General features: G+C 70.4%; 16 protein-coding genes. 5 read left to right on the top strand and 11 right to left on the bottom strand.

The window, feature by feature from the left end; genetic code table 11:
- Nucleotides 1–88: 88 nt before the first annotated feature.
- A complete protein-coding gene (locus ITJ50_RS05250; protein ID WP_042539322.1) occupies nucleotides 89–835 on the bottom strand; it encodes a phosphoglyceromutase in 747 nt (248 codons plus the stop codon).
- Between the two features lie 44 nt (nucleotides 836–879).
- Between ITJ50_RS05250 and ITJ50_RS05245 the strand changes: the two genes are divergently transcribed.
- Nucleotides 880–1,653: an SAM-dependent methyltransferase gene (locus ITJ50_RS05245; RefSeq protein WP_017888073.1), complete on the top strand. Its 774-nt coding sequence runs from the start codon at nucleotides 880–882 to the stop codon at nucleotides 1,651–1,653.
- A gap of 96 nt (nucleotides 1,654–1,749) precedes the next feature.
- Here ITJ50_RS05245 and ITJ50_RS05240 read toward each other — a convergent pair whose 3' ends face one another.
- The 3 genes from ITJ50_RS05240 to ITJ50_RS05230 form a co-directional block, all read right to left on the bottom strand.
- The gene (locus tag ITJ50_RS05240) at nucleotides 1,750–2,832 is read right to left on the bottom strand and encodes a YgfZ/GcvT domain-containing protein (RefSeq protein WP_194590042.1); all 1,083 of its coding nucleotides are present in this window, start codon (nucleotides 2,830–2,832) and stop codon (nucleotides 1,750–1,752) included.
- A complete protein-coding gene (locus ITJ50_RS05235; RefSeq protein WP_194590041.1) occupies nucleotides 2,832–3,434 on the bottom strand; it encodes an FABP family protein in 603 nt (200 codons plus the stop codon). Before ITJ50_RS05235 ends, ITJ50_RS05240 begins: the two co-directional genes overlap by 1 nt.
- Before the next feature lie 137 nt (nucleotides 3,435–3,571).
- Nucleotides 3,572–3,853 (bottom strand): hypothetical protein, encoded by a 282-nt coding sequence (locus ITJ50_RS05230; protein WP_140448504.1) that lies wholly within the window; start codon nucleotides 3,851–3,853, stop codon nucleotides 3,572–3,574.
- Nucleotides 3,854–4,101: 248 nt separating this feature from the next.
- Here ITJ50_RS05230 and ITJ50_RS05225 point away from each other — a divergent pair, with 248 nt between their 5' ends.
- The 3 genes from ITJ50_RS05225 to ITJ50_RS05215 are packed head-to-tail and all read left to right on the top strand — an operon-like array spanning nucleotide 4,102 to nucleotide 7,676.
- Nucleotides 4,102–4,785 (top strand): response regulator transcription factor, encoded by a 684-nt coding sequence (locus ITJ50_RS05225; RefSeq protein WP_017888078.1) that lies wholly within the window; start codon nucleotides 4,102–4,104, stop codon nucleotides 4,783–4,785.
- Complete coding sequence (gene mshD / locus ITJ50_RS05220) at nucleotides 4,785–5,612, top strand: mycothiol synthase (RefSeq protein WP_194590040.1); 828 nt, start codon at nucleotides 4,785–4,787, stop codon at nucleotides 5,610–5,612. The genes ITJ50_RS05225 and mshD overlap by 1 nt, the downstream gene beginning before the upstream one ends.
- Before the next feature lie 48 nt (nucleotides 5,613–5,660).
- Nucleotides 5,661–7,676, top strand: coding sequence for a serine/threonine-protein kinase (locus tag ITJ50_RS05215; RefSeq protein ID WP_194590039.1), 2,016 nt, complete (start codon nucleotides 5,661–5,663; stop codon nucleotides 7,674–7,676).
- 100 nt (nucleotides 7,677–7,776) lie between these two features.
- On the opposite strand, the gene ITJ50_RS05210 is transcribed toward ITJ50_RS05215, so the two are convergent.
- The 3 genes from ITJ50_RS05210 to ITJ50_RS05200 are packed head-to-tail and all read right to left on the bottom strand — an operon-like array spanning nucleotide 7,777 to nucleotide 16,115.
- Nucleotides 7,777–12,042, bottom strand: coding sequence for an FtsK/SpoIIIE domain-containing protein (locus ITJ50_RS05210; protein WP_194590038.1), 4,266 nt, complete (start codon nucleotides 12,040–12,042; stop codon nucleotides 7,777–7,779).
- A 39-nt stretch (nucleotides 12,043–12,081) separates the two neighbouring features.
- Complete coding sequence (locus ITJ50_RS05205) at nucleotides 12,082–13,500, bottom strand: hypothetical protein (RefSeq protein WP_052481812.1); 1,419 nt, start codon at nucleotides 13,498–13,500, stop codon at nucleotides 12,082–12,084.
- A complete protein-coding gene (locus ITJ50_RS05200) occupies nucleotides 13,497–16,115 on the bottom strand; it encodes a hypothetical protein (protein ID WP_194590037.1) in 2,619 nt (872 codons plus the stop codon). The genes ITJ50_RS05205 and ITJ50_RS05200 overlap by 4 nt, the downstream gene beginning before the upstream one ends.
- A 391-nt stretch (nucleotides 16,116–16,506) precedes the next feature.
- Here ITJ50_RS05200 and ITJ50_RS05195 point away from each other — a divergent pair, with 391 nt between their 5' ends.
- Complete coding sequence (locus tag ITJ50_RS05195; RefSeq protein ID WP_194590036.1) at nucleotides 16,507–17,100, top strand: hypothetical protein; 594 nt, start codon at nucleotides 16,507–16,509, stop codon at nucleotides 17,098–17,100.
- 33 nt (nucleotides 17,101–17,133) lie between these two features.
- Here ITJ50_RS05195 and ITJ50_RS05190 read toward each other — a convergent pair whose 3' ends face one another.
- The 4 genes from ITJ50_RS05190 to ITJ50_RS05175 form a co-directional block, all read right to left on the bottom strand.
- Nucleotides 17,134–17,337 carry a hypothetical protein gene (locus ITJ50_RS05190; protein ID WP_194590035.1) on the bottom strand — a complete coding sequence of 68 codons (204 nt, stop codon included), beginning with the start codon at nucleotides 17,335–17,337 and terminating at the stop codon, nucleotides 17,134–17,136.
- 94 nt (nucleotides 17,338–17,431) lie between these two features.
- Nucleotides 17,432–17,713 carry a hypothetical protein gene (locus ITJ50_RS05185; protein WP_042539270.1) on the bottom strand — a complete coding sequence of 94 codons (282 nt, stop codon included), beginning with the start codon at nucleotides 17,711–17,713 and terminating at the stop codon, nucleotides 17,432–17,434.
- A gap of 390 nt (nucleotides 17,714–18,103) precedes the next feature.
- Entirely contained in the window at nucleotides 18,104–18,634 is a 531-nt protein-coding gene (locus ITJ50_RS05180; RefSeq protein ID WP_194590034.1) for a hypothetical protein, read from the bottom strand.
- A gap of 954 nt (nucleotides 18,635–19,588) precedes the next feature.
- A complete protein-coding gene (locus tag ITJ50_RS05175; RefSeq protein ID WP_139179603.1) occupies nucleotides 19,589–19,969 on the bottom strand; it encodes a hypothetical protein in 381 nt (126 codons plus the stop codon).
- Between the last annotated feature and the right edge of the window lie 61 nt (nucleotides 19,970–20,030).

The following is a 20,030-nucleotide window of genomic DNA, read 5'->3' as shown; positions in this document are numbered from 1 at the left end:
ACGTTGGCGGCCCACTGTCGCTTCCGGGAAGCACGGCACACGCACCAACGCCCCGCCCGGATGCCGGACGGGGCGTTCTGCGTGGGCGCTACTTCTTGGCGCCCTGGGCGGCCACGGCGGCGGCGCCGGCAGCGGCGGCCTCGGGGTCCAGGTAGTACGCGGGCTTCGTCGGCGTGAAGTCGTCGTCGAGCTCGTACACCAGCGGGATGCCGGTCGGGATGTTCAGACCGGCGATGTCGTCGTCGGAGATGCCGTCGAGGTGCTTCACGAGCGCACGCAGCGAGTTGCCGTGGGCAGTGACGAGCACGGTCTTGCCGGCGGCGAGGTCCTTCGTGATGTCGGACTCCCAGTACGGCAGCAGGCGGTCGATCACGAGCTTGAGCGACTCGGTCCGGGGCAGCTGGTCGCCGAGCTCGGCGTAGCGGCGGTCACCGGACTGCGACCACTCGGCTCCGTCTGCGATGGGCGGCGGCGGGACGTCGAACGAGCGGCGCCACTCCATGAACTGCTGCTCGCCGTACTCGGCCAGGGTCTGGGCCTTGTCCTTGCCCTGCAGGGCGCCGTAGTGGCGCTCGTTGAGGCGCCAGTCGCGCTTCACCGGCAGCCAGGCCAGGTCGGCCTGCAGCAGCGCGATGTCCGCGGTCTGGATCGCGCGGGTCAGGAGCGAGGTGTACAGGACGTCGGGGACGATGCCGGACTCGGCGATGAGGTCGCCGGCGCGCTTCGCCTCCTTCTCGCCCAGCTCGCTGAGCCGGACGTCGACCCAACCGGTGAACAGGTTCTTCTGGTTCCAGTCACTGTTGCCGTGACGGAGCAGGACGAGCGTGGAGGTCATGCCTCCGAGTCTACCGAGCGGTACCGGCCCCGTACCCTTGACGCATGCCCATCGGGAACGTGACGCGCGGGACGACCGGGTACAACCGGCTCCGCCGCGTCGACCGGTGGATCGCGACCCTGCCGGTGCTGCGCCGGACGGACGACCCGCTCGTCGCCGACGTCGGCTACGGGGCATCGCCGACCACCACCCTCGAGCTCCGCGACCGGCTGGCGGCCGTCCGACCGGACGTCGAGGTGACCGGCATCGAGATCGAGCCCTCGCGGGTCGCGCTCGCGAACGCCGGGACCCGCGACGGCGTGACCTTCCGCCTGGGTGGCTTCGAGACGCCGACGCCCGGGCAGCGCCGACCCGCCGTCATCCGGGCCTTCAACGTGCTGCGGCAGTACGACGAGTCCGCGGTGGTCGGGTCGTGGCGGATCATGCAGGACCGGCTGCAGCCCGGCGGTGCGCTCGTCGAGGGGACCTGCAACGAGGTCGGCCGGGTCGCCTCGTGGGTCACGCTCGACGACGTCGCGCCACGGACCTTCACGGTGTCGCTGCGGCTCGCCGGGCTCGACGTGCCCTCGATCGTCGCCGAGCGCCTGCCGAAGGCCCTGATCCACCGCAACGTGCCCGGCGAACGGGTGCACGCGTTCCTCGGCGACCTCGACCTGTCGTGGGCGGTCGCGGCTCCGCTCGGCACGTACGGACCCCGGCAGCGGTGGATCGCCACGGTGCGCGGCATGCGCGGCCGCGGGTGGCCGGTGCTGCACGGCGTGACCAGGTGGCGGCTCGGCGAGCTCAGCGTCCCCTGGTCGGCCGTCGAGCCCGCCTGACGCAGCGGCGCAGAACACCGGTGTTCGCGCTCCGAACACCCGCGAACCGCGGTGCGACCGGCGAACACCGGTGTCTTGCGACCGTCAACGCGCAGGCTAGGAGCGCTTCACGGCTCCGAGACGGGGCAGGCGCGGGACGTTCGCCGTCGCACCGGCCTCGGGCGGGACGATGGTCTCCTGCGCCGCGGTCACCACGACGTCGTCGGCCTCGAGGCGCAGCGTCGCAGTGGGGTCGAGGGAGCGCTTGACCACGGCGAGCCCGATCGGACCGAGCTCGTGGTGGATCGCCGACGCCGACAGCCGTCCGACGGGCTTGTCGTCGAGCAGCACCGGGGTGCCGGGCGCCGGCAGCACGCCGTCGGACCCGTCCAGGTGCAGCAGTACGGCCCGACGCGGCGGGTGCCCGAGGTTGTGGACCTTGGCGACGGTCTCCTGCCCGCGGTAGCAGCCCTTCGACAGGTGCACGGCGGAGCGGAGCCAGTCGAGCTCGTGCGGGATCGTCCGCTCGTCGACGTCGGACAGGACCGGTCGCCAGGCGGCGATCCGCAACGCCTCGTACGCCAGGAGCCCCGCGACGGGGACGTCCGACGCGGCGATCGCGGCCGCGGTGCCGGGGGTGACCACGGCGATGCGGAGGGTCCAGTCGGAGCCGGGGTGGGCCTCCTGAGCGGCGTAGCCCCACCCGCCGGGCGTGACGACGCCCCACGGGTCGACCCACTCGGCGACGGGCGGTTCCGGCAGTTCGACGGAGGCGAACGGCGCGGCCTCGCCGAGCCAGCCGAGGGTGGCGAAGTCGGCCGAACGGTCGGCGACCTCGACCCGGAGCATGAAGCGCATCGAGTCGAGCCAGCCGGCGAGCGGTGCCGCGTCAGCGCGCTCGGAGAGCAGCCAGGCGGTCGCACCGTCGTCCACGATCCGGGCCGCGTGCTCGACGCGTCCGGCCTGGTCGAGCACGAGCGTCTCGGTGCTGACGCCCGTGGGCAACCCGGTGAGCTGCTGCGAGGTGATCGAGTTGAGCCACGACAGGCGGTCCGGCCCGGAGACCGTGACGACACCCAGACCGAGCTCGACGACGGCGCGGCCGCGGGACAGCAGTCGCTGTTCCCCGATCGGGTTGCCGAAGTGCGCGGCGACCGAATCGGCCGCGACGAAGCCGTCCCGCGCGGCGAACACCGACATCAGTCGACCTTCGCGAGCTGCCCCGAGGCGTGCGAGGTGAGTTCACGGCCGAGCGCGGCGATGTCCCACGCCCAGAAGAGCTTGCCCTCGACCAGGCCGTACAGGCGGGTCGCCGCGGAGTAGTCCTTCGCGTTCGGCGAGCGCAGCACGGCGTCGGTCGACAGGTCGATCCGGCCCTTCAGCACACGGCCGATGTAGAGCTCGTTGACGCCCGTCGGGTGGATGATCGCGGCCTCGACGTCGAAGCCGTCGGTCGTGTTGCGGAGCGCCTCGACGCTCTCGACCGTGCTGAAGGGCGTGGGCCCCTCGCCCAGGAGCATCGCGGGGCCGCGGTCGCCGGGCTCGGTCGGACGGTCGATCCGCCAGTAGCCCATCTCGGCGGCGAGCGGGGTGTGGTCGTCGTCGAGCAGCCACGTGGTGGACGAGTAGTTCAGGTAGGGCAGGCCGTCGTGGCTGAAGCTGACGCGCTGGCCGAACTCGTAGTTCCGGACCTCGTCGTCGTCACCGACCGGGTACTCGACCACACCGGTGCCCTCCCACACGCCGACCAGCCACGACAGCGGGACCAGTTCGGGGGCGAGGCCTTCGGGCAGCTCGATCAACGCTGACCCTTGAACAGCTTCACGACGACGACCACCGAGATGAACGCGATCGCGAGCGACGCCAGGCCGAGGAGGCCGACGTAGAAGAGCTCGAGCGCAAGCAGCGAATCCATGGTCCCGAGTCTACGCGGCTCGGCTCAACGCGCCAGGAGCACCACCGCGGTGACGAGCACCACGACGAACGCCCCGGACGACGCGATGCTGATCCGTTCGACCAGCCCGTCCTTGGTGGCGGTGATGAGCTGCAGCACGAAGCTGACCATGACGCAGGCGACGAAGACGAGCAGCAGCCAGGCGAACGAGTCACGCTCGGCCAGGGTCAGGACGAGCACCGCCCCGACGACCGCCAGCACCCAGACCGGCAGGACGGACGTCAGCCGCAGGCGACGCTGGTCGGTGGGGTGCACGGGCTCGGTCACGCGATCCATCATGACAGGGGACGTGCGGAATGCTCGCACCGTCGGGTGCGGTGCTCGTGCGGGACGCTTGCACCGCCGGGTGCGGTGCTCGTGCGGGACGCTCGCACCGCCGGGTGCGGTGCTCGTGCGAGACGCTTGCACCGCCGGTGCGGTGCTGTGCGGGACGGCGCGCAATCCGTCCGGCCGGATGAGTCCTTCCCGAGCATCACTAGGATGTCTCCACGACGTCATCCACCTCCGGAGGTCCTGTGGCACAGCTCCTGGTACTCACCTCGACCGCGCCCGGAGACGTCCTGCCGAGCCTGGGCCTCCTGAGCCACCGGATCCGCCACGTGCCGGCCGAGGCCGCGCAGCTGGTCAACGCCCCGCAGAGCGACCTGATGTTCGTGGACGCCCGCACCGACCTGGTCAGCGCGAAGGCCCTGTGCAAGATCCTCGCCTCGTCGGGGTCGACCACGCCGATCGTGCTCGTCGTCACCGAGGGCGGTCTGACCGCGGTGAACAGCGACTGGAACGTCGACGACGTCGTGCTCGAGAGCGCCGGCCCCGCCGAGATCGACGCCCGCATCCGCCTGTCGGCCGGTCGTGCCGCGAAGGGCCAGACGAGCTCGAAGATCCAGGCGTCCGGTGTCGTCATCGACGAGGCCAGCTACTCCGCCAAGGTCCGCGGTCGGCCGCTCGACCTGACGTTCAAGGAGTTCGAGCTCCTGCGGTTCTTCGCCACCCACCCGTCACGCGTCTTCACCCGCGAGCAGCTGCTCAGCGAGGTCTGGGGCTACGACTACTTCGGTGGCACCCGCACCGTCGACGTGCACGTCCGACGGCTCCGCGCCAAGCTCGGCGACCTCGAGTCACTCATCGGCACCGTCCGCAACGTCGGGTACCGCTTCAACGTCTACGACGACGAGGCCGAGCGCCTGATGGGGCAGTAGTGCTGCCCGACCTCGGCGCCTTCGTCGCCCCCGGCGAGGCCCCGCCGTTCTCCGACCAGACCCTGGTGGACGTCCGCGCCGGGCGCGCGAGCGTCCTGTCCGTCGACGACGGGGTCGCCGTGGTCCGTGACGGTGAGCTCGAGATGGTCGTCGCCCAGGAGGCCCGCGGCCGCGGCATCGGCACCGCCCTGGTGACGCAGGCGCTCGCGCTGGGCGGCGGGGCCGCTCCCCGGCTCGCCTGGGCGCACGGGGACCACCCGGCAGCGCGGGCGCTGGCCGACCGGTTCGGCTGGCGCGCGGTCCGCACGCTGCTGCAGCTCCGGGCGCCCGTCGCCGACTCCGAGGAAGACGTCGCCGCCGACGTCGAGCTGCCCGACGGGTTCAGCCTGTCGGCGTTCCGCCCGGGCACCGATGACGAGACCGACTGGCTCGCGCTGAACGCCGCAGCCTTCGCGCACCACCCCGAGCAGGGGCGGATGACGCTGGACGACCTGCGCGCCCGCGAAGCCGACGCCTGGTTCTCCGGCGACGACCTGCTCTTGCTCCGCGACGCCTCCGGGCAGCTCGCCGGGTCGTGCTGGCTCAAGGTCGAGGACGGCATCGGCGAGTTCTACGCCGTCGCCGTGCGGCCCGACCTGCAGGGACAGCGGCTCGGTGGTGTGCTCATGCGTGCGGGAACCGCCCGGCTGCACGGCCGTGGGCTGACCGCCGCCGCACTGTACGTCGAGGGGGACAACGAGCCGGCGCTCGCGCTGTACCGGCGCTCGGGGTTCACGCAGCACGCGATCGACGTGCAGTACGCGGCGCCGGAGCAGCCCGGCCGGTAACATTGCGTGGTCGGCGAGGGGTCGGCCATCGGGGGAATCGGGGAACGCGTGGCGCAGGACCGTCAAGGGCAGTACGGCCAGGGCGAACCGCTCGGTGCGTCCTACCGACTGGTCGAACTGCTCGGGACCGGTGCCACCGGTGAGGTCTGGCGCGTCGAACACACTGCGACCGGTGAGGCCTTCGCAGCGAAGCTCCTGCGTGCCGAACTCGCCGCCGACCCGCAGATCGTCGAGCGCTTCGTCCGGGAGCGCTCCGTGCTCCTCGCCCTGCAGCACCCGTCCGTCGTGCGCGTCCGTGACCTGGTCGTCGAGGGTGACCGGCTCGCGATCGTCATGGACCTGGTGCCGGGCGGATCCGCCCGCGACCTGCTCGCGGCGAACGGGCCGCTCACTCCGCGTGACGCCCTGACCATCACCGCCGAGACCCTCGACGCCCTCGCTGCGGCGCACGAGCAGGACGTCACCCACCGTGACGTCAAGCCCGACAACGTGTTGCTCCAGGCCCCGTGGGAGTCCGGCGCGACCGGCGACGTCCGGGTCAGCGACTTCGGCATCGCTTCCGTCGTCGCCCAGCGCGAGCGCACCACCACCGGGCTCCTCGGCACACCGCAGTACATGGCACCTGAGTCGATCAGCCACGGCCGCTCGGGTCCGGCCGCCGACGTCTACGGCGCCGGGGTCATGCTCTACGAGCTGCTGTCCGGTCGCACGCCGTTCGCCGGGCCTGGCACGGACTTCGCAGTGGCGTACCGGCACGTCACGTCGAACCCGCCCCCACTCGACGTGCCGGACCCGTTGTGGACGGCGGTGTCTGCCCTGCTGGCGAAGGACCCGAACGCCCGGCCGTCGGCGGCCGACGCGGCGGGGACTCTCCGTCGGCTCGCACGGTCCCTCGCCTCGGCATCCGCGCTGGTCGCTTCCAGCGACCCGGACTCGTTCGACGAGGTCGAGCGTCCGGCGACCGTCGTCCGTGGGGTCCGCCCCGACGACGCGACGGGATCCCAGACCACCGCCACCGGGGACGACACCGCGGTCGTCGGGCCGGCCCCGGAGCTCGGCCCCGCCGGGTCGCAGACCGTCATCCGGCCGATGGCGCGGCAGCCGCTGCCCGCCGCACCGGCCGCCGAGCCCGAACCGACGCGTCGGTTCGCCCGCCCCGAATGGCTGACCAACCGTGCGCTCCTGTTCGGCGGCATCGGCGTCGTGCTCGTCGCCGCACTGATCGTCGGTGGCGTCGTGTGGCTGCCCGGAGCTCTCCAGAAGACGCCGGGGCCCGGTTCCGCGACCGCACAGGCCGCCAACGCCTACCAGCAGGACCAGCCGCTTCCCACCGGCCTCGCGACCACACGGCGTGCCACCATCGACCCGGCGAAGGGCACCGTGGACCTGCGCATCACGTACGCGGCGCAGGCGGCCACCCTCAGCGGACCGTTCCTCGAGGTGCTGCCAGGTGCTCGGTCGGGAGCCTCCTGCCCCGCGGCCACTTGGTCCGGCGAGGGCATCACGGCGAAGCGCAACCAGCCGTCGCTGACCGGTGTGGACACGGCGTGTGCGTGGAGCCTGTCCGGCGTCGAGGTCCCCGCCGGTGGAGACGTCACGGTCGAGGCCTCTGTGCCACTCTCTGTCAAGGACGGTGCCGCGCTGCAGACCTGGCTCGAGGGTGTCGGCGAGGTGACCACCACAGCCGTGACCGACGACGCCGTCCGCGGGACTGCCTACCCCGTCCAGCGGCTGCAGGGCGTCGAGGTCCGCACGCCCGACCGGACGGTCAGCCAGACGGCGCTGCCGGTGACCCTGGTGCCGGTCTGGCCGAACGGTGCCGACGAGCTCAACCCGCTCTACCGCAGTCCGAGCAGCGGGCGGCCGTCGCAGATGCTCGTCGACGTGGCCGGCGGTGAGTCCGGCGTCCGGTTTGCCGACGGCTGCTCGGGCGCGTTGGCCGTGTCGTCCGACGGGCTCGTGGTCACCGCACTCTCCGTCGCCCCGTCGTGCACCGTCCGGGCGACGGTGGGGAACTTCACGAACCTCGAGAGCTCGCCCTTCGGGATCACGACGCGCGACTGAGCGGGCCTGTCGGGGCTGAGCGGGTCGGTCGCGCGACCAGCTGACGGCCTGGAGGCCCGTGGCGGCGTCGCCACGGGCCTCCAGTCCGTCAGTCAGTCGGTCAGCTGCCTGCGGACGCGGTCTGCACGAGGCGGACGGTGCCGCCGGAGGACGCGTAGCCGCGACCCACGGTCAGCGCCACCGGTGCTCGGCGCGGGAGCGTGACGCCGAGCAACTCGCCGTCGTAGTCGACGTCCGGCTGCAGGAGGACGCCGCAACGCGACTTGCGGACCGCTCGTGTCCAGTGGCTGTAGAGCGATCGGAGGTCCGCCGAGCGGCCCGCCGCGACGACGCAGAGCCCGGGGCGCTCGGTCGCGAGCAGCGTCGCGATGGCCTGGTCGCCGTCATCGAAGCGTTCCGCGTCGTCGATCAACAGCAGCACCGGTCCACGCTCGAGCCGCAGCCCGGCCAGCAGAGCCGGGACCTCGTCGGGGCCGACGGCGATGCGGTCGAAGGCGCCGGAGGCGAGCGGCGAACGGCGATCACAGATCGCCCAGACCGCCGGTCGCACGCCATCCGCGGCGCGAGCGAGGGCCGCGAGCGCCAGGAGCACGGTCGACTTGCCCGACCGGGCTGGACCCGCAACGAGCACGTGTTCGCCTTCGTAGACCTCGAGCGCTGCGGGACGGAGATCGTCCTCGGCGACCCCGATCGGGATCCGCCACGGTTCCCCCGCGAACACCGCACCCGCACCGAGTTCGTCGACCAGGACGGCGTCGGGCAGCCGACCGACCGCACTCGCCTTCGGAGCCGTGCCGGGCCAGCGCTCGACGAGGCGATCGACGGCCTGCGCCAGCGGGACGTCCGGCGTCGCCACGTGGGACTGCAGCCGCAGGATCGAGTCGATGAAGCGACCGGGTACGGGCGGTGGGACGTCCTTCGGGCGGACGCCGATCGAGGCGTAGTCGTACGGGTCGGCCAGGCGGAACATCCACTTCTGGGTCGTCACTTCGTCCATCGCGGACGGCACGGCCTTGGCGCGGGTCGTCGAGACGGCGAACGATATGCCGAGCGCGGGCCCCTCGGCGTAGACGCGGTACAGGGCGTCGAGCAGCAGCTGCCCCTCGAAGTCCTGGTACTCGTCGCGCAGGGCCGCGAGGCCGTCGATCAACACGACTGCCCGGCGGCCACCCGGAGTGGCGCGACGTCGCTCGAGCTCGACGCGCAGGTGCCGGAGGAACCGCGCCTGCACCTCCCCCGCGCCGGCACCGGAGCCGACGTAGGCGGTCGTGTGCGGAAGCTGCGCGAGGGGCGCCAGGTCGCCTGGACCCATGTCGAGCACCAGCAGGTCGAGGTCGTCCGGGCTCGTCGCCTCGGCGAGCTGCAGGGCGAGGGTGGCGAGGGCCGTGCTCGTCCCGCTGCCGGGGATGCCCATGAGCATGAGGTTGCCCTCGTCGAGGTCCCACCCGGTCGTGACCTGGCGCTGGTGGTCCGGGTCGTCGGCCAGGGCGACGGGCACGGTCCGCAGCGGTCCGACGACGGGCGCCAGCTCGGCCAGCTCGACGCGATCGCCGAGGGCCTCGGGCCAGATCGGTCGCGGCGGGGCGTACCCGGCGGCGGCGTTCGCCTGCGCGATCGCCTCGATGAGCTGGTCGAGGTCGGTGACGTCGGCCGCCGTCGGTGCCGGAGCGGGCATCGGAGCGGGCACGCCGAAGACGTCGGTCGATCGGACGGACACCGGTTGCTCCGCACGCTCGTCGCGAGCACGGCCGGTGACGAGCGCGGTCTGCACCGGGGTGATGTCGTCCTGCCCGAGCTTCACGTACGCGCGACCGGTCTGTTGGCGACCGATACCCGCGGCGGTGGGCACGCCGATCACGTTGGTCGAGTCCTCGCGGCTCTGCACCCGCAGCGCCACCCGCATGTTGGTGTTCGCCAGGATGTCCTCGCTCACGACGCCAGCAGGCCGCTGGGTGGCGAGGATCATGTGGACGCCGAGTGTCCGACCGACCGCGGCGACGGCGACGAGCGAGGTGAGGACGTCGGGGAAGTCCTTCGCCAGCATCGCGAACTCGTCAACCACGAGGAGCAGGCGCGGCATCGGTTCGTCGGGCATCGTCGCCAGGTAGGCGTCGAGGTTGTCGATGTCCGCGCCGGCTGCGGCGAACACCCGCTGACGACGCTCGAGTTCGGCCTCGAGTGCACGGATCGCACGGTCGGCGAGTTGCTCGTCCAGGTTGCTGATGGTGCCGATGGTGTGCGGCAGTCGCTCGCAGGCAGCGAACGCGGCGCCGCCCTTGAAGTCGACGAGCAGGAAGTTGAGGCGGGTGGGATCGTTGCGTGCAGCGAGCCCGGCGACGAGCGAGCGCAGGAACTCGCTCTTGCCCGAACCCGTCGTGCCACCGACCAGACCGTGCGGCCCGTCGCGGACCAGATCGAGCTCGAGGACGCCGCTCTCCGAGGACCCGATCGGGGTCGAGAAGCCGGTGCGGGCGCCCCACGCCGCTCGGATCGTGTCGACGGGGCTCGTGGCCGCCTGGGTTCGCGGGACCGTGTCGTCCCCCGCGAGCAGCTCCGGCAGACGGACGAGCGACGGCAAGGACGCCCCCGGAACCAGCAGTTCCGGATCGTCGAAGTGCGCCACGCTGCGGGCGCTCCGTTCGGCTGTCTCGACGCTGAGTCCGGCGAGCACGACGTCCTCGACGCGGGTCCGGTCCTCCGGCCGGTAGACCGTCGCGGCGGCGTCGGCACCGACCGTGACGATCGTCGTGCAGGCTGCGGGAAGCTGCTGCTCGTTGGTCGCGATGACGATCCCGCTCACCCGGCGTGGCTGCTCACCGGGACGGAGCGACTGTCCGGGGACGGTGCGCCCTTCGCCGAGCAGGTTGCGGGCGGGCGCATCGCGCCCCTCGGTGAGCACCTCGGAGTCGACCACGACGAGCAGGTTCGGGGTCGGTAGCTCGTCGAGCGACTCCCGCAGCCCTCGGAGCATCGCCGCGCTCTGGTCGCGCTGTGCCGACATCCAACGTGCACCGGTGCTGCTCGCCGCCACGCGCGCGTGCGGCAGCCACGAGGCCCACCCCCAGTCATCGGCACGGCCAGCGTCACAGAAGATGCCCACCGTCAGGTCGGCGGGACCGCAGTGCACGGTGGCCTGCGCGAGCAGGCTGCGCGCCAGCGCGAGTGCTCCCTCGCGGTCACCGACGATCCCGACGACGCCGGCGTCGGACAGGTCCGCCACGACCGGCGCAGCGGTGAGGCGACTGTCGGCGATGGCGGCCTTCGCCTCGTCCTCGAGCTTGGACGACGCCGCCCGCTGATCGAGTTCGGGGCGCCACGGTGCGTCACCGGTGCCGGCGTGCAGGCTCAGGAAGTCGGTGTCCTCGGAGCGTCGCTGCCACAGCAGGGTGGTGGGGAGCTCGGCCCGGCGGACGACGGTGGCCGGGTCGGGGACGAGTTCCTGCCGACGGGCCGCCTCGACCGCTGCGGCCTCGGCGATCTCACCCCGGAAGGACTCCACGGCCTCGGCGAAGCGGGTGTCCTCCTCCTTCAGGTTCTTCGCCCGACGGTGCTTCTGCTCGAACCACATGCCGATCGCGGTGACCGGCGACAGTAGCGCGAACAGGGCGAACCGGGCGTCGCCGAGCAGGAGGACCATCGCACCGGCGAGGACCAGTGGCGCTGCGACGGTGATCCAGCTGAACTTCGATGCCTGCGGGACCTCGCGCTTGGCCGGCGGGTCGACGGTCTCGGTCTCGGTGTTCCGCCCGGCTCGGGGCGGGCGGTTGAACGGCGCGGTCGCCGCGGGCGTCAGGTTGGCCAGCGAGCCCGCGGCCGGCACGGGGACCTCGTCCAGCGCTGGCCGGACCAACAGCACGGCGCCGCCCACGATGACGCTCGTGGTCCCGGTGAGCAGGACTCCCTCGGCATCGATGCGCTCGCCCGCGATCACGGTGCCGTTCGTCGACCCGGCGTCACGCACGCGGACCCCGTCGTCCTCGCGCTCGATCGTGCAGTGCTCCCACGAGGCGCTCTCGGTGGGCAGCACGACGTCGGCCTGCGGTGCCCTGCCCACGACGAGCTTCCGGCTGCGCGGGATCGGCACGACCAGACCCGCGTCGAGCCCCCCGGCGAGTGTGACACTCCAGTCGTCGACCAACTGCGGGCGCTCCTGCGGCGTGCGTCCGACACGGGACCCCTCGAGCAGGACGAGGTCACGCAGCGGAGTCGCCGCGCTGGTTCGGTGTCCGTCGACCGCGAGGGAGGTCTCGGCGTCGAGCTCGACGCCGATCGTGGCGGCGACGAGTTCTCCGAGGGAGGACGCGCCGGACCATCCGTCCACCTCGACCGCCTCGCGACGGTCGTCGAGCTCGATCAGCAGGCGCATGCTCGCGTTGTCCTTCTCGGGGGTCCGTGCGTGGGTGGGTCAGCGTGCGGTGGAGTCCTCGAACCACACCAGCGAGGTGGCCTGGGCCGCGTCGTCGCCGGATGCGTCATCGGAGCCGCCAGCGGCGACGTTGGCGGGTCGGAGACCGAGCTGCTGCGCCGAGGCCGACAGCACGGTCGCGCGCGCGCCGAGCGCCTGCTGCCGGGTGAAGTCGAGCGGCGGGCCGGCGATCCCCGCCGCGGAGTCGAGGTCGAGCGTGGCGAGGGCGTCGGTGACGTCGGTCGGCTCCACGCTCTGGGCCTTCCCGACCGCGCGGACGAGCGCGACGACGGCGTCGTGGCTCCGGGAGTCCGCTGCTCCCGCCACCGCCGAGAAGGGCCGGTCGCCCGTCAGGTTCTGGGCGTCTGCATCGTCCGCGAGCACCCGGACACCACCGAGGAACGCAGACATCGCCCGCCCCTCGGCGTCGGAGGAGAGCGCCCGTGCGTCGTCGGTGGCCACTCCGACTGTCCGGAAGGTGCCGCTCAGGCTGCCACCGCCGTCGACGAGCGCTGCGCCGAAGGCCGGGCTCGTCGCGTCCGGGGTGAGGATGACCGGCACCGTGACGTCGGCGGCCTGGAGTGCTGCCACCAGGGCGCCCTGTCGTTGCGCCGAACCGCTGATGACGACCGCATCGGAGTCCGGGTCCACCTTGCGGTCGGTGTCCTGCGCTTCGTCGGCACCCTCGCCCGCACCGCTCACACCGGTCCGTGCGGCGATCGTCTCGGCGAGCGAGCCCGTGTCCGAGGTGTCGTCGCCGTCGATGACGTGCGCCACCCGGAGCCCTGCAGGAGCACCGCCGCCGAGGTCGACGAGGAGCGGTGATCCGGCGTCACCGAGCGCAGCAGTCATGGCACTGCTGACCGAGCCGGCTGCCGGGGCGGTCGTCCAGGAGTCCTTCTCGGCGGGTGCGTAGGGCAGCACGACCGGGACGCCCTTCGCCGCCGCAGCGGTGAGCGCTCCGGTCACGTGCGCTCCGGACGAAGCGACGACGATGCCCGCGACGCCGCTCTCGGCGAGGTCGGCGACAGCGGCCTTCGCCCCAGCGATCGTCCCTCCGTCGTTCTTCGTGACGAGGGTGATGTCGGTTCCGCCGAGCGCGAGTCGTCGCTCGGCGACGAGGGCGCCCTGCGCCGCTTCGTTCCACTCGGAGCCCTCGCCGTCGCCCAGGGTGACGACGACGCCGATCTTCGTGTCCTCCGGAACGCCCCTGACGGTGACGCCCACGGGCACCGTGGCCGGGACGGCTTCGGCAGGCGCGCTGCTGGCGATCGCCCGGAACGTCAGGACGGCGGCGACCACCGCGGCCACCAGGAGCACGGCGATGCCGACGATGAGCAGTCGGCGTCGGTTGCGCGGACGCCCGGCGTCGGTGCCCTCGGTCTGGTTGATCGTCTGGTCGGTCGTCTGGTCGCTCATCGCTCAGCCCCGATCCGGAAGGTGTACAGCGTGGTCGACGTCGCACTGGCCGGCACCTTGAGCTGGAACGCCGGCAGCGTCGTCGCCGCGTCGATCGAGGCGCGGAACTGCTCCTGCTGGAGGAGTATCCCGGCGACGTCCTCGGCGCGGACGTTCGCGTAGCCGGCGGCGTTCTGCGATGCCAGGGCGAGCTGGTAGTCCGCAGAGTCGGACTTCGCCGCGCTCGTGGCCATCGCGCCGAGGATGCCGGATCCGTTGACCTTGCGGTCACCCAGGTCGAGCATCACCCGGTTGAGGTCGCCCGTCAGCAGTGTCGACGCGCCCTGGACGTCGCGCGTCGAAGCACTCGTGCTCGCGGCGATCTGCTCCAGGCTCGACGCCGTCTGGCGGTCGACGGCGGACGCCAGCTCGGAGCCTTCCCGCTCCAGTGTCCCCCGCTGCTCGTCGATCGTGCCCTTCGAGTCCTTCGTGACCTCGCCAGAGGTGGAACGGAGGCCGGCGATCGACTTGTCGAAGGCCGAGATGACGGCGTCACGACTGCCCTTCGCCGTCTCGCTGACCTGCCGCACCTGCTGGTCGATGATCTTCTGGACGTCCTTCTCGGACTGGGTGGACGCGTCGGCGAAGGCCTTGCGGACGGCGTCCTGCAGCTCGGTCTGCTGCGTGCTGATCGCGGTCAGCTGGGTGCCGACCACTGCGCTCGACTTCGTTGCCTGCTCGACGAGTTCCTCGAGCTGGCGGGCTGCGCCGTCGACCGAGCCACCGTCGTTGCGCACCGCTCGACGCACCTCGGCGATGCCGTCGTCGAGCGCTTCGACGTCGTCGGACAGCGTCGTCACCGCGGCACCGATACCGGTCGCTGAACGGAGATCGGTCGCCGCGACCACCGCATCCCACTGCTCCGCCTGGTCCGTGAGGCGTTCGTCCATCGGGGTGCTGAACCGCCCACCGGGCTTCAGCGTCGTGCCTTCTTCGGCACCGGGGCACGGCGTCGTGGTCAGGTACCCGCGCAGCGCATCCGCCTGCTCCGCGTCGAGCTGGTCGGTCGCCGCGAGAGCGCAGAGCTGGTCGGCGACCTCGCGGTTCTGCGCCTGCATCGAGGTGCTGAACAGACCGTCGCCGGCGCCGCCCACGAGGGCGCGCGCTGCGATGGCCTGCCGGTTCACCGTCGTGACGGCGTCGCGCACAGGGCCGAGGTCGTCAGCGGTCTGGTCACGCAGGTCCTGCAACGCCTGCAGGGTGCGCGCGACCTCACCGGTGCCGTCGCTGCCGAGCGCCTGCACGGCGGTGTCGATCTCCCCGAGCTTGGCCCGCAGGGCGTCCGACTGCTCGATCGCCGCGTCCGCGAGCTTGGGGTCGAGCTGGTCGGCGAGCTGCTGCCCGGTGTTGACCAGACCGATCAACGAGGTGCTCACCGCACGCGACGATTCCCAGAGCGCGCAGGTCAACGAACCACGGGCCTCCTGAGGGGCGCACGTCGCCGCGTCCGGCGACGCCGGGCCGACGGATCCCGCCAGCTGCGTGCTGACCTGCTGCTTGCACGCCTCGCTGGCGTCGGCGTAGCCGGTGAGCTGCGCCGAGACGCGGAGCAGGTTGCCGTAGACGCTGCCCCCGGCGGACGGGGTCTTCGGTGTGGCCGCGCAGCCGTTGCCGTCGAGCACCGTTGCCGGCGCGGTCGCGGACGTGTCGCCGAGCAGGCTGTCGAGGCTCGTGGTGGTCTGCTGGAGCTGCTGCAACACCGTCGACTGCGTGGCCTTCACGGTGGTGCCGAGATCGCCGTTCAGGGAGCCGAGCTGCCCGGAGAGCGACTGCATCGTGCTCGCCAGCGAGGAGCTGCTCTCCTTCAGGCGTTCCGCCGTCCTGACGCCGAGGGTCTCGGACGTCGTCTCGAGGTTGGACCGGACCTCGGTGATGGTGCCGCCGGCACGGGCAAGCACCTCGTTGACCTGCGCGATGAGGTCGATCGTGCGGCGCTGCAGCGCCAGTTCGGAATCGTTGTCGGACCCGAACGCCGCGTTCACGACGCCGGTCGAGGACAGGTCCGTCGACAGCCCGGGCTGCGCCGCGACGTCGATGGTCGGCGCGGTGAAGTCCTCGACGTCGGCGACGAGGTGCAGCGTGCTGCTCGCGCCGGAGGTCGGCGGGGCGAGCAGCCGTCCCCACTGGACGACCGCGTCGCCGTCCTCGTTGGTGCTCACGACACCGTCGGTCGAGGAGCCGGAGTCGGCGGAGTCCGTCACGACGCGGTCCGCGGCGGTCCCCGTCAGCACGGTCGACGCAGCGATGCTGAAGGGCGCGCCCACGAGTGCCGGGGTCGAACGCGACGTGCCCGCGACGTCGTAGGTCAGGTTCTTCGACTTGACCGTCAGGTTCTCGATCGTCAGGTCGATCGACACCCGACCCGAGTAGCCGTCGAGGTCGGCGAGGTCCGTCCCGGTCTTCTTCTTCGTCGAGTACTGCGTCGTGATGCGCAGTGGCAGGTCACTCGCCGCCTTCGCGGGGTCGTGCTCGGTCATCGCAGACGACGAGTCCTTGCCGGCGACCGAGATCGCTGTGTCCGAGATCGACGTGATCGAACCGTCCGCGGCGAGGCGCGTGTCGACGGTCTGCAGCACCCGCGAGGGGTCAGCAACGGGCTTGTCGTCGGAAGTGCAGCCAGCGAGTACCAGCGCAGCGATCCCCGTCACGGCGACCGCCCCCACGAGTCGGCGACTGGTGCTTCGTGTTCCGGTGTTCCCGGCACGCTGGTTGATCACGGTCTTCCCCCCAAGAGAATCGTCGAGCACATCGATGCTAGTTGCTGAACAGCGTCGGGTCCGGGCGGGTCAGCCCCGTCAGCCACCCCCGTTCGGGCCACAGCTCGCCGCTGAAATCCAACATAGAGCATCTACGGGCTTGCCCGTCCCTGTCCACAGCCCGCTGATACTCTGCACGCATGATCCAGGGGGACCAGGGCGTCATGCCCTTCGAACGACCGCGCACGAACGCACGAACAGGGGCGGGCCGGTGAACATCAACCTGTCGCCGGTGGTGATAGCCCTGGCCGCGATGGTCGCCATCCCGGCCGTCGTCAGCGCGCTCGTCCGTCAGAGCGACAGGAAGCGGCCACCGTCCTCCGTCGTCGGCGACGAGGCGTACGGCGTGCTCTTCACCGTCCGCGCGCGCCGGTTCAGCTACCTGCTGCTCCGCATCATCGGCATCGTCTTCGTCGTCGTCGGCGGGTTCTTCTTCCTGGCCACGCTCAGCCTGCTCGACGACCCCGATGCGATCGGCATGCTCATCGCCGGCGTCGGCATGGTGCTGTTCGGGATCCTGTTCGTCTACCTCGGCGTCGGTCAGAAGCGCCGTCGCGTCGAGGCGTACGACTCGCAGCTGGTCGTGACGCCGATGTTCCGTGCCGCGCGGACCGTCGACCCGGCGGCGATCAAGCGCATCCGGCCCACCACCAACCGGTTCGGTGGCCTGGACATCAAGGTGAACGGCCAACGCGGCGTGATCAGCGTCCTGTCGATCGACGCCGCCTATCCCGAGCTCTGTGCATGGCTCGAGCAGCGGGCGCCCGCGCAGTGGGGTGAGTTCGTCGGGGCCTTCGGGCGCTGAGCGGCGCGCTGCTGCTGCACTGGGCCGACGGACCTACCGTGTTCGCACGGGCTCGAAGCTCTTCACGTACACGGCCTGGCGGATCGTGTTCAGGAATGCCCGCATCGTGAAGGAACCCTCGCCGGCGTTCAACCGGTAGCGCTCCCCCTCGATGACGTCCCGCGCCAGTTCGTCCCCGTTGTCGCGGCTCACACCCCAGCTCTGCACGAGCGTTCCGCAGTCGGACGTCTCGAGCACGACCTGCGACGTCGACGAGCCGACGCCCTTCAGGGAGTGAGACGAGTCCGCACTGCTGTGCGCGGAGCTGACGCTGCAGCCGTTTAGTCCTGGGTCACTCGACTGCAGCCCCGATGTCCGTCGTACGGTGCGGGCCAACTTTCCGTCGCACCGCTTCGGAAAAGGCCAGCACCAGCGCCCCCAGCTCGCTCTCGTAGGGCCAAGTGTCGGCAACAAGGCGGGCGGCGCCCTGTATCCCGCTGCGGTATGCCGGATGGTCGGGCGCCTGCTCGAATGCGGCAATGAGGACAGATCGTACGGCGGCTATTTGCACAGCCGACGCGGCGTCCTCGACGGCGTGGTCGTCGAGTTGCTTGAGCAATTCCGACAAGGTCATGTTCTGCCGTGCCCCTTCAGCGCTGGAACAGCGAGTCCATCACGGGAATGTGCGCGTCACCCGCAGCAGCGCGGAGAGTGACCGCTGGAACGCTTCGGTCGCAGGGACATCGCCCGCGCCGTCAGGCGTGACCACGAACATGTCGCCCATGCCCCCTGCCCCCGTGTTCGACGCGGAGTAGATCCTTCGGTAGATCCGCCGCCGAGCAAGCCACGCCTCCTCGACGCGGAGTGCCTCGGCCTGGCGGAGGTAAAAGCCCTCCGCCTCACGAGCCCCCATCCGGCAGAGGAATCCGGCCACCTCGTTGCACAGCACGACGACCTCGTCCCGTGTGCTCCTTCGTCTCAACATCACCGCTCCGGCTCACTCGTCGTTTGGGCTGTCACGCAATCAACGCCGGGGCGTCTCCGAGGCGAGCACTGCGGTGTAGCTGTAGATCTCCGGCGCTACCTTCAGGACCTTGAGGCCGGCACGCAGCCTGAAAGAGCCAGCACCGACAGTGAATCGGTAGCGCTCGCCTGGTTCCACCGCGGACGCTATCCGCTGCATGCTGGACCGATCGACGCCTTCCAGGTAGAGGAGATTCCCGCAATTCGTGTGGAAGGTGACCTGGGGTTGTGCACCGTCGGCTCCCTTCGCGGACCGGGAAGACGACATGTTCGCCTCTGCCGAATCGACCCGACACACAACCTTCATGCGGTGCCCATCGTCGTACCGCCCGAGAATCGACGGGCCGAAACCGAACGTGGCCACCGGGAGCCCGATGATCAAGAACAACAGTCCGACGGCCTGCAACCGCTCAAGAAAGACACGTGCAGGGCTCTTATGAGCAGGACGAAACGTGCCATCAGAAGCAGCACTCACCAGTAAATGATCGCCTCCAGCCGCCTTCTTCGCCAACCGGACGTTCGGTGTCTCCACGTGCCATGGATCCCCGCATCGCGTCCGCTCCGCTGGGAAGTCCGGGGTCGAGGTGGATAGTAGAAAAAGCGAGGTCACTGGCTTCGGTCGATAGCTCATCTTCCACACAAACCTGTTCGAAATCCCGTAGAGGAAAGCAGCTAGGTGCTTCACTGAACTCTTTCGCCCCTACTTGCGGACTTGGCTATAGCCGTAAACCGTCGGAGCTACTTTGACAAACTTGAGACCCTTCCGCAGATTGAACGAGCCAGCACTAACTTCGAACCGATACGGCGCGTTCGATTCAACCGAGCCGGCTATTCGTTTCATACTCGATCGTTCGACCCCGTCTGCGTAGATGAGATTCCCGCAGTCTGTATGGAAGGTCACCTGCGGTCGCGAGCCTCCCGCGCCTTTCGCAGACCGTGAAGAAGCAATGTTTGCTTCGGCGGAATCAACTTTGCAGGTTACTTTGATTCGATGAGAATCATCGTATCGCCCGAGCCAGGTCGGTCCGACCGTTAATGCCAGGAGAGGAATCACGATGACGCCTAGCACGATTGCTACTGCAATCACTCGATTCCCCCAGACGGGTGCCCTGCTTTTCCTCTTTCGGAGCAGCTTCGACGCAACCCGATCGTCTTCGGTGGACTTCACCAGCCGACCCTGGCCTCTGTGCGCGGCTGGGACCCGCACATCGGCTCTTCAGCGCCGCGTATGGCCCCGCTCAGTAAGGTCCTGCCGAAATCATCGCCTTGCACGTCCGGCCACCGCCATCGAGGGCACGGACCGCCGAGGACCGAGTACGGCGTCGCTGCGAAAGCATGATCACCAGCGAGCACGAGGGGCAAGGCGATTCCGAGTGCACCGATCGTCGCCGCAGCCATGAGGACGCCGCGATGCTGCTCGACGCCACCCGCGTGCGGGGACCCAACCCCTAGAGACCATGCGTGAACGTCGAGACCGCGTCGCACGCTACTCCTGGGTTGCCTTGAAGTCGCGCACATCAGGTGCGACCTTGACCAGCTGAAGAACCGAGCGCAACCGGTAGGTCCCCTCTCCAACTATGAATCGGTAGCGCTGCCCCGCCTTGAGTTCGTCGGCCACCCGATCGACATTGTCCTTGTTGATACCTGAGTCGATCAGCAACCGCCCACAGCCTTTTGTCTCGATGACAACCTGACTGCCCGAACTCCCGACGCCCTTCAAGGAACGACTCGAAGTACTCCCCGCTTTTGCGGATTCAACAGTGCAAGTTACGGACATTGGGTGAGAATCGTCGTACACGCCCAAAGCGATCGGCGCTACAAAGAATGCCAAGATCGGGAAGACAACGACGAGGAAGAGCAAGAGCACGGCGATGGTGCGGTTCCGAAATACACGCCGCCGGGCGACGTCCGTCCCAAGCCGGGTCTCC

This window comes from Curtobacterium sp. VKM Ac-2889 (assembly GCF_015350855.1).
In the GTDB taxonomy this organism is placed as follows: domain Bacteria; phylum Actinomycetota; class Actinomycetes; order Actinomycetales; family Microbacteriaceae; genus Curtobacterium; species Curtobacterium poinsettiae.
The sequence above is the reverse complement of the archived record's forward strand: the minus strand, read 5'-3'. Positions and strand labels throughout refer to the sequence as shown.

Excerpts from the sequence above, each read along its gene's own strand:
- ITJ50_RS05185 (WP_042539270.1), bottom strand. The coding sequence starts at position 17,713 with ATGACCTTGTCGGAATTGCTCAAGCAACTCGACGACCACGCCGTCGAG.
- ITJ50_RS05250 (WP_042539322.1), bottom strand. The coding sequence starts at position 835 with ATGACCTCCACGCTCGTCCTGCTCCGTCACGGCAACAGTGACTGGAAC.
- ITJ50_RS05245 (WP_017888073.1), top strand. The coding sequence starts at position 880 with ATGCCCATCGGGAACGTGACGCGCGGGACGACCGGGTACAACCGGCTC.
- ITJ50_RS05205 (WP_052481812.1), bottom strand. The coding sequence starts at position 13,500 with ATGAGCGACCAGACGACCGACCAGACGATCAACCAGACCGAGGGCACC.
- ITJ50_RS05240 (WP_194590042.1), bottom strand. The coding sequence starts at position 2,832 with ATGTCGGTGTTCGCCGCGCGGGACGGCTTCGTCGCGGCCGATTCGGTC.
- ITJ50_RS05210 (WP_194590038.1), bottom strand. The coding sequence starts at position 12,042 with ATGCGCCTGCTGATCGAGCTCGACGACCGTCGCGAGGCGGTCGAGGTG.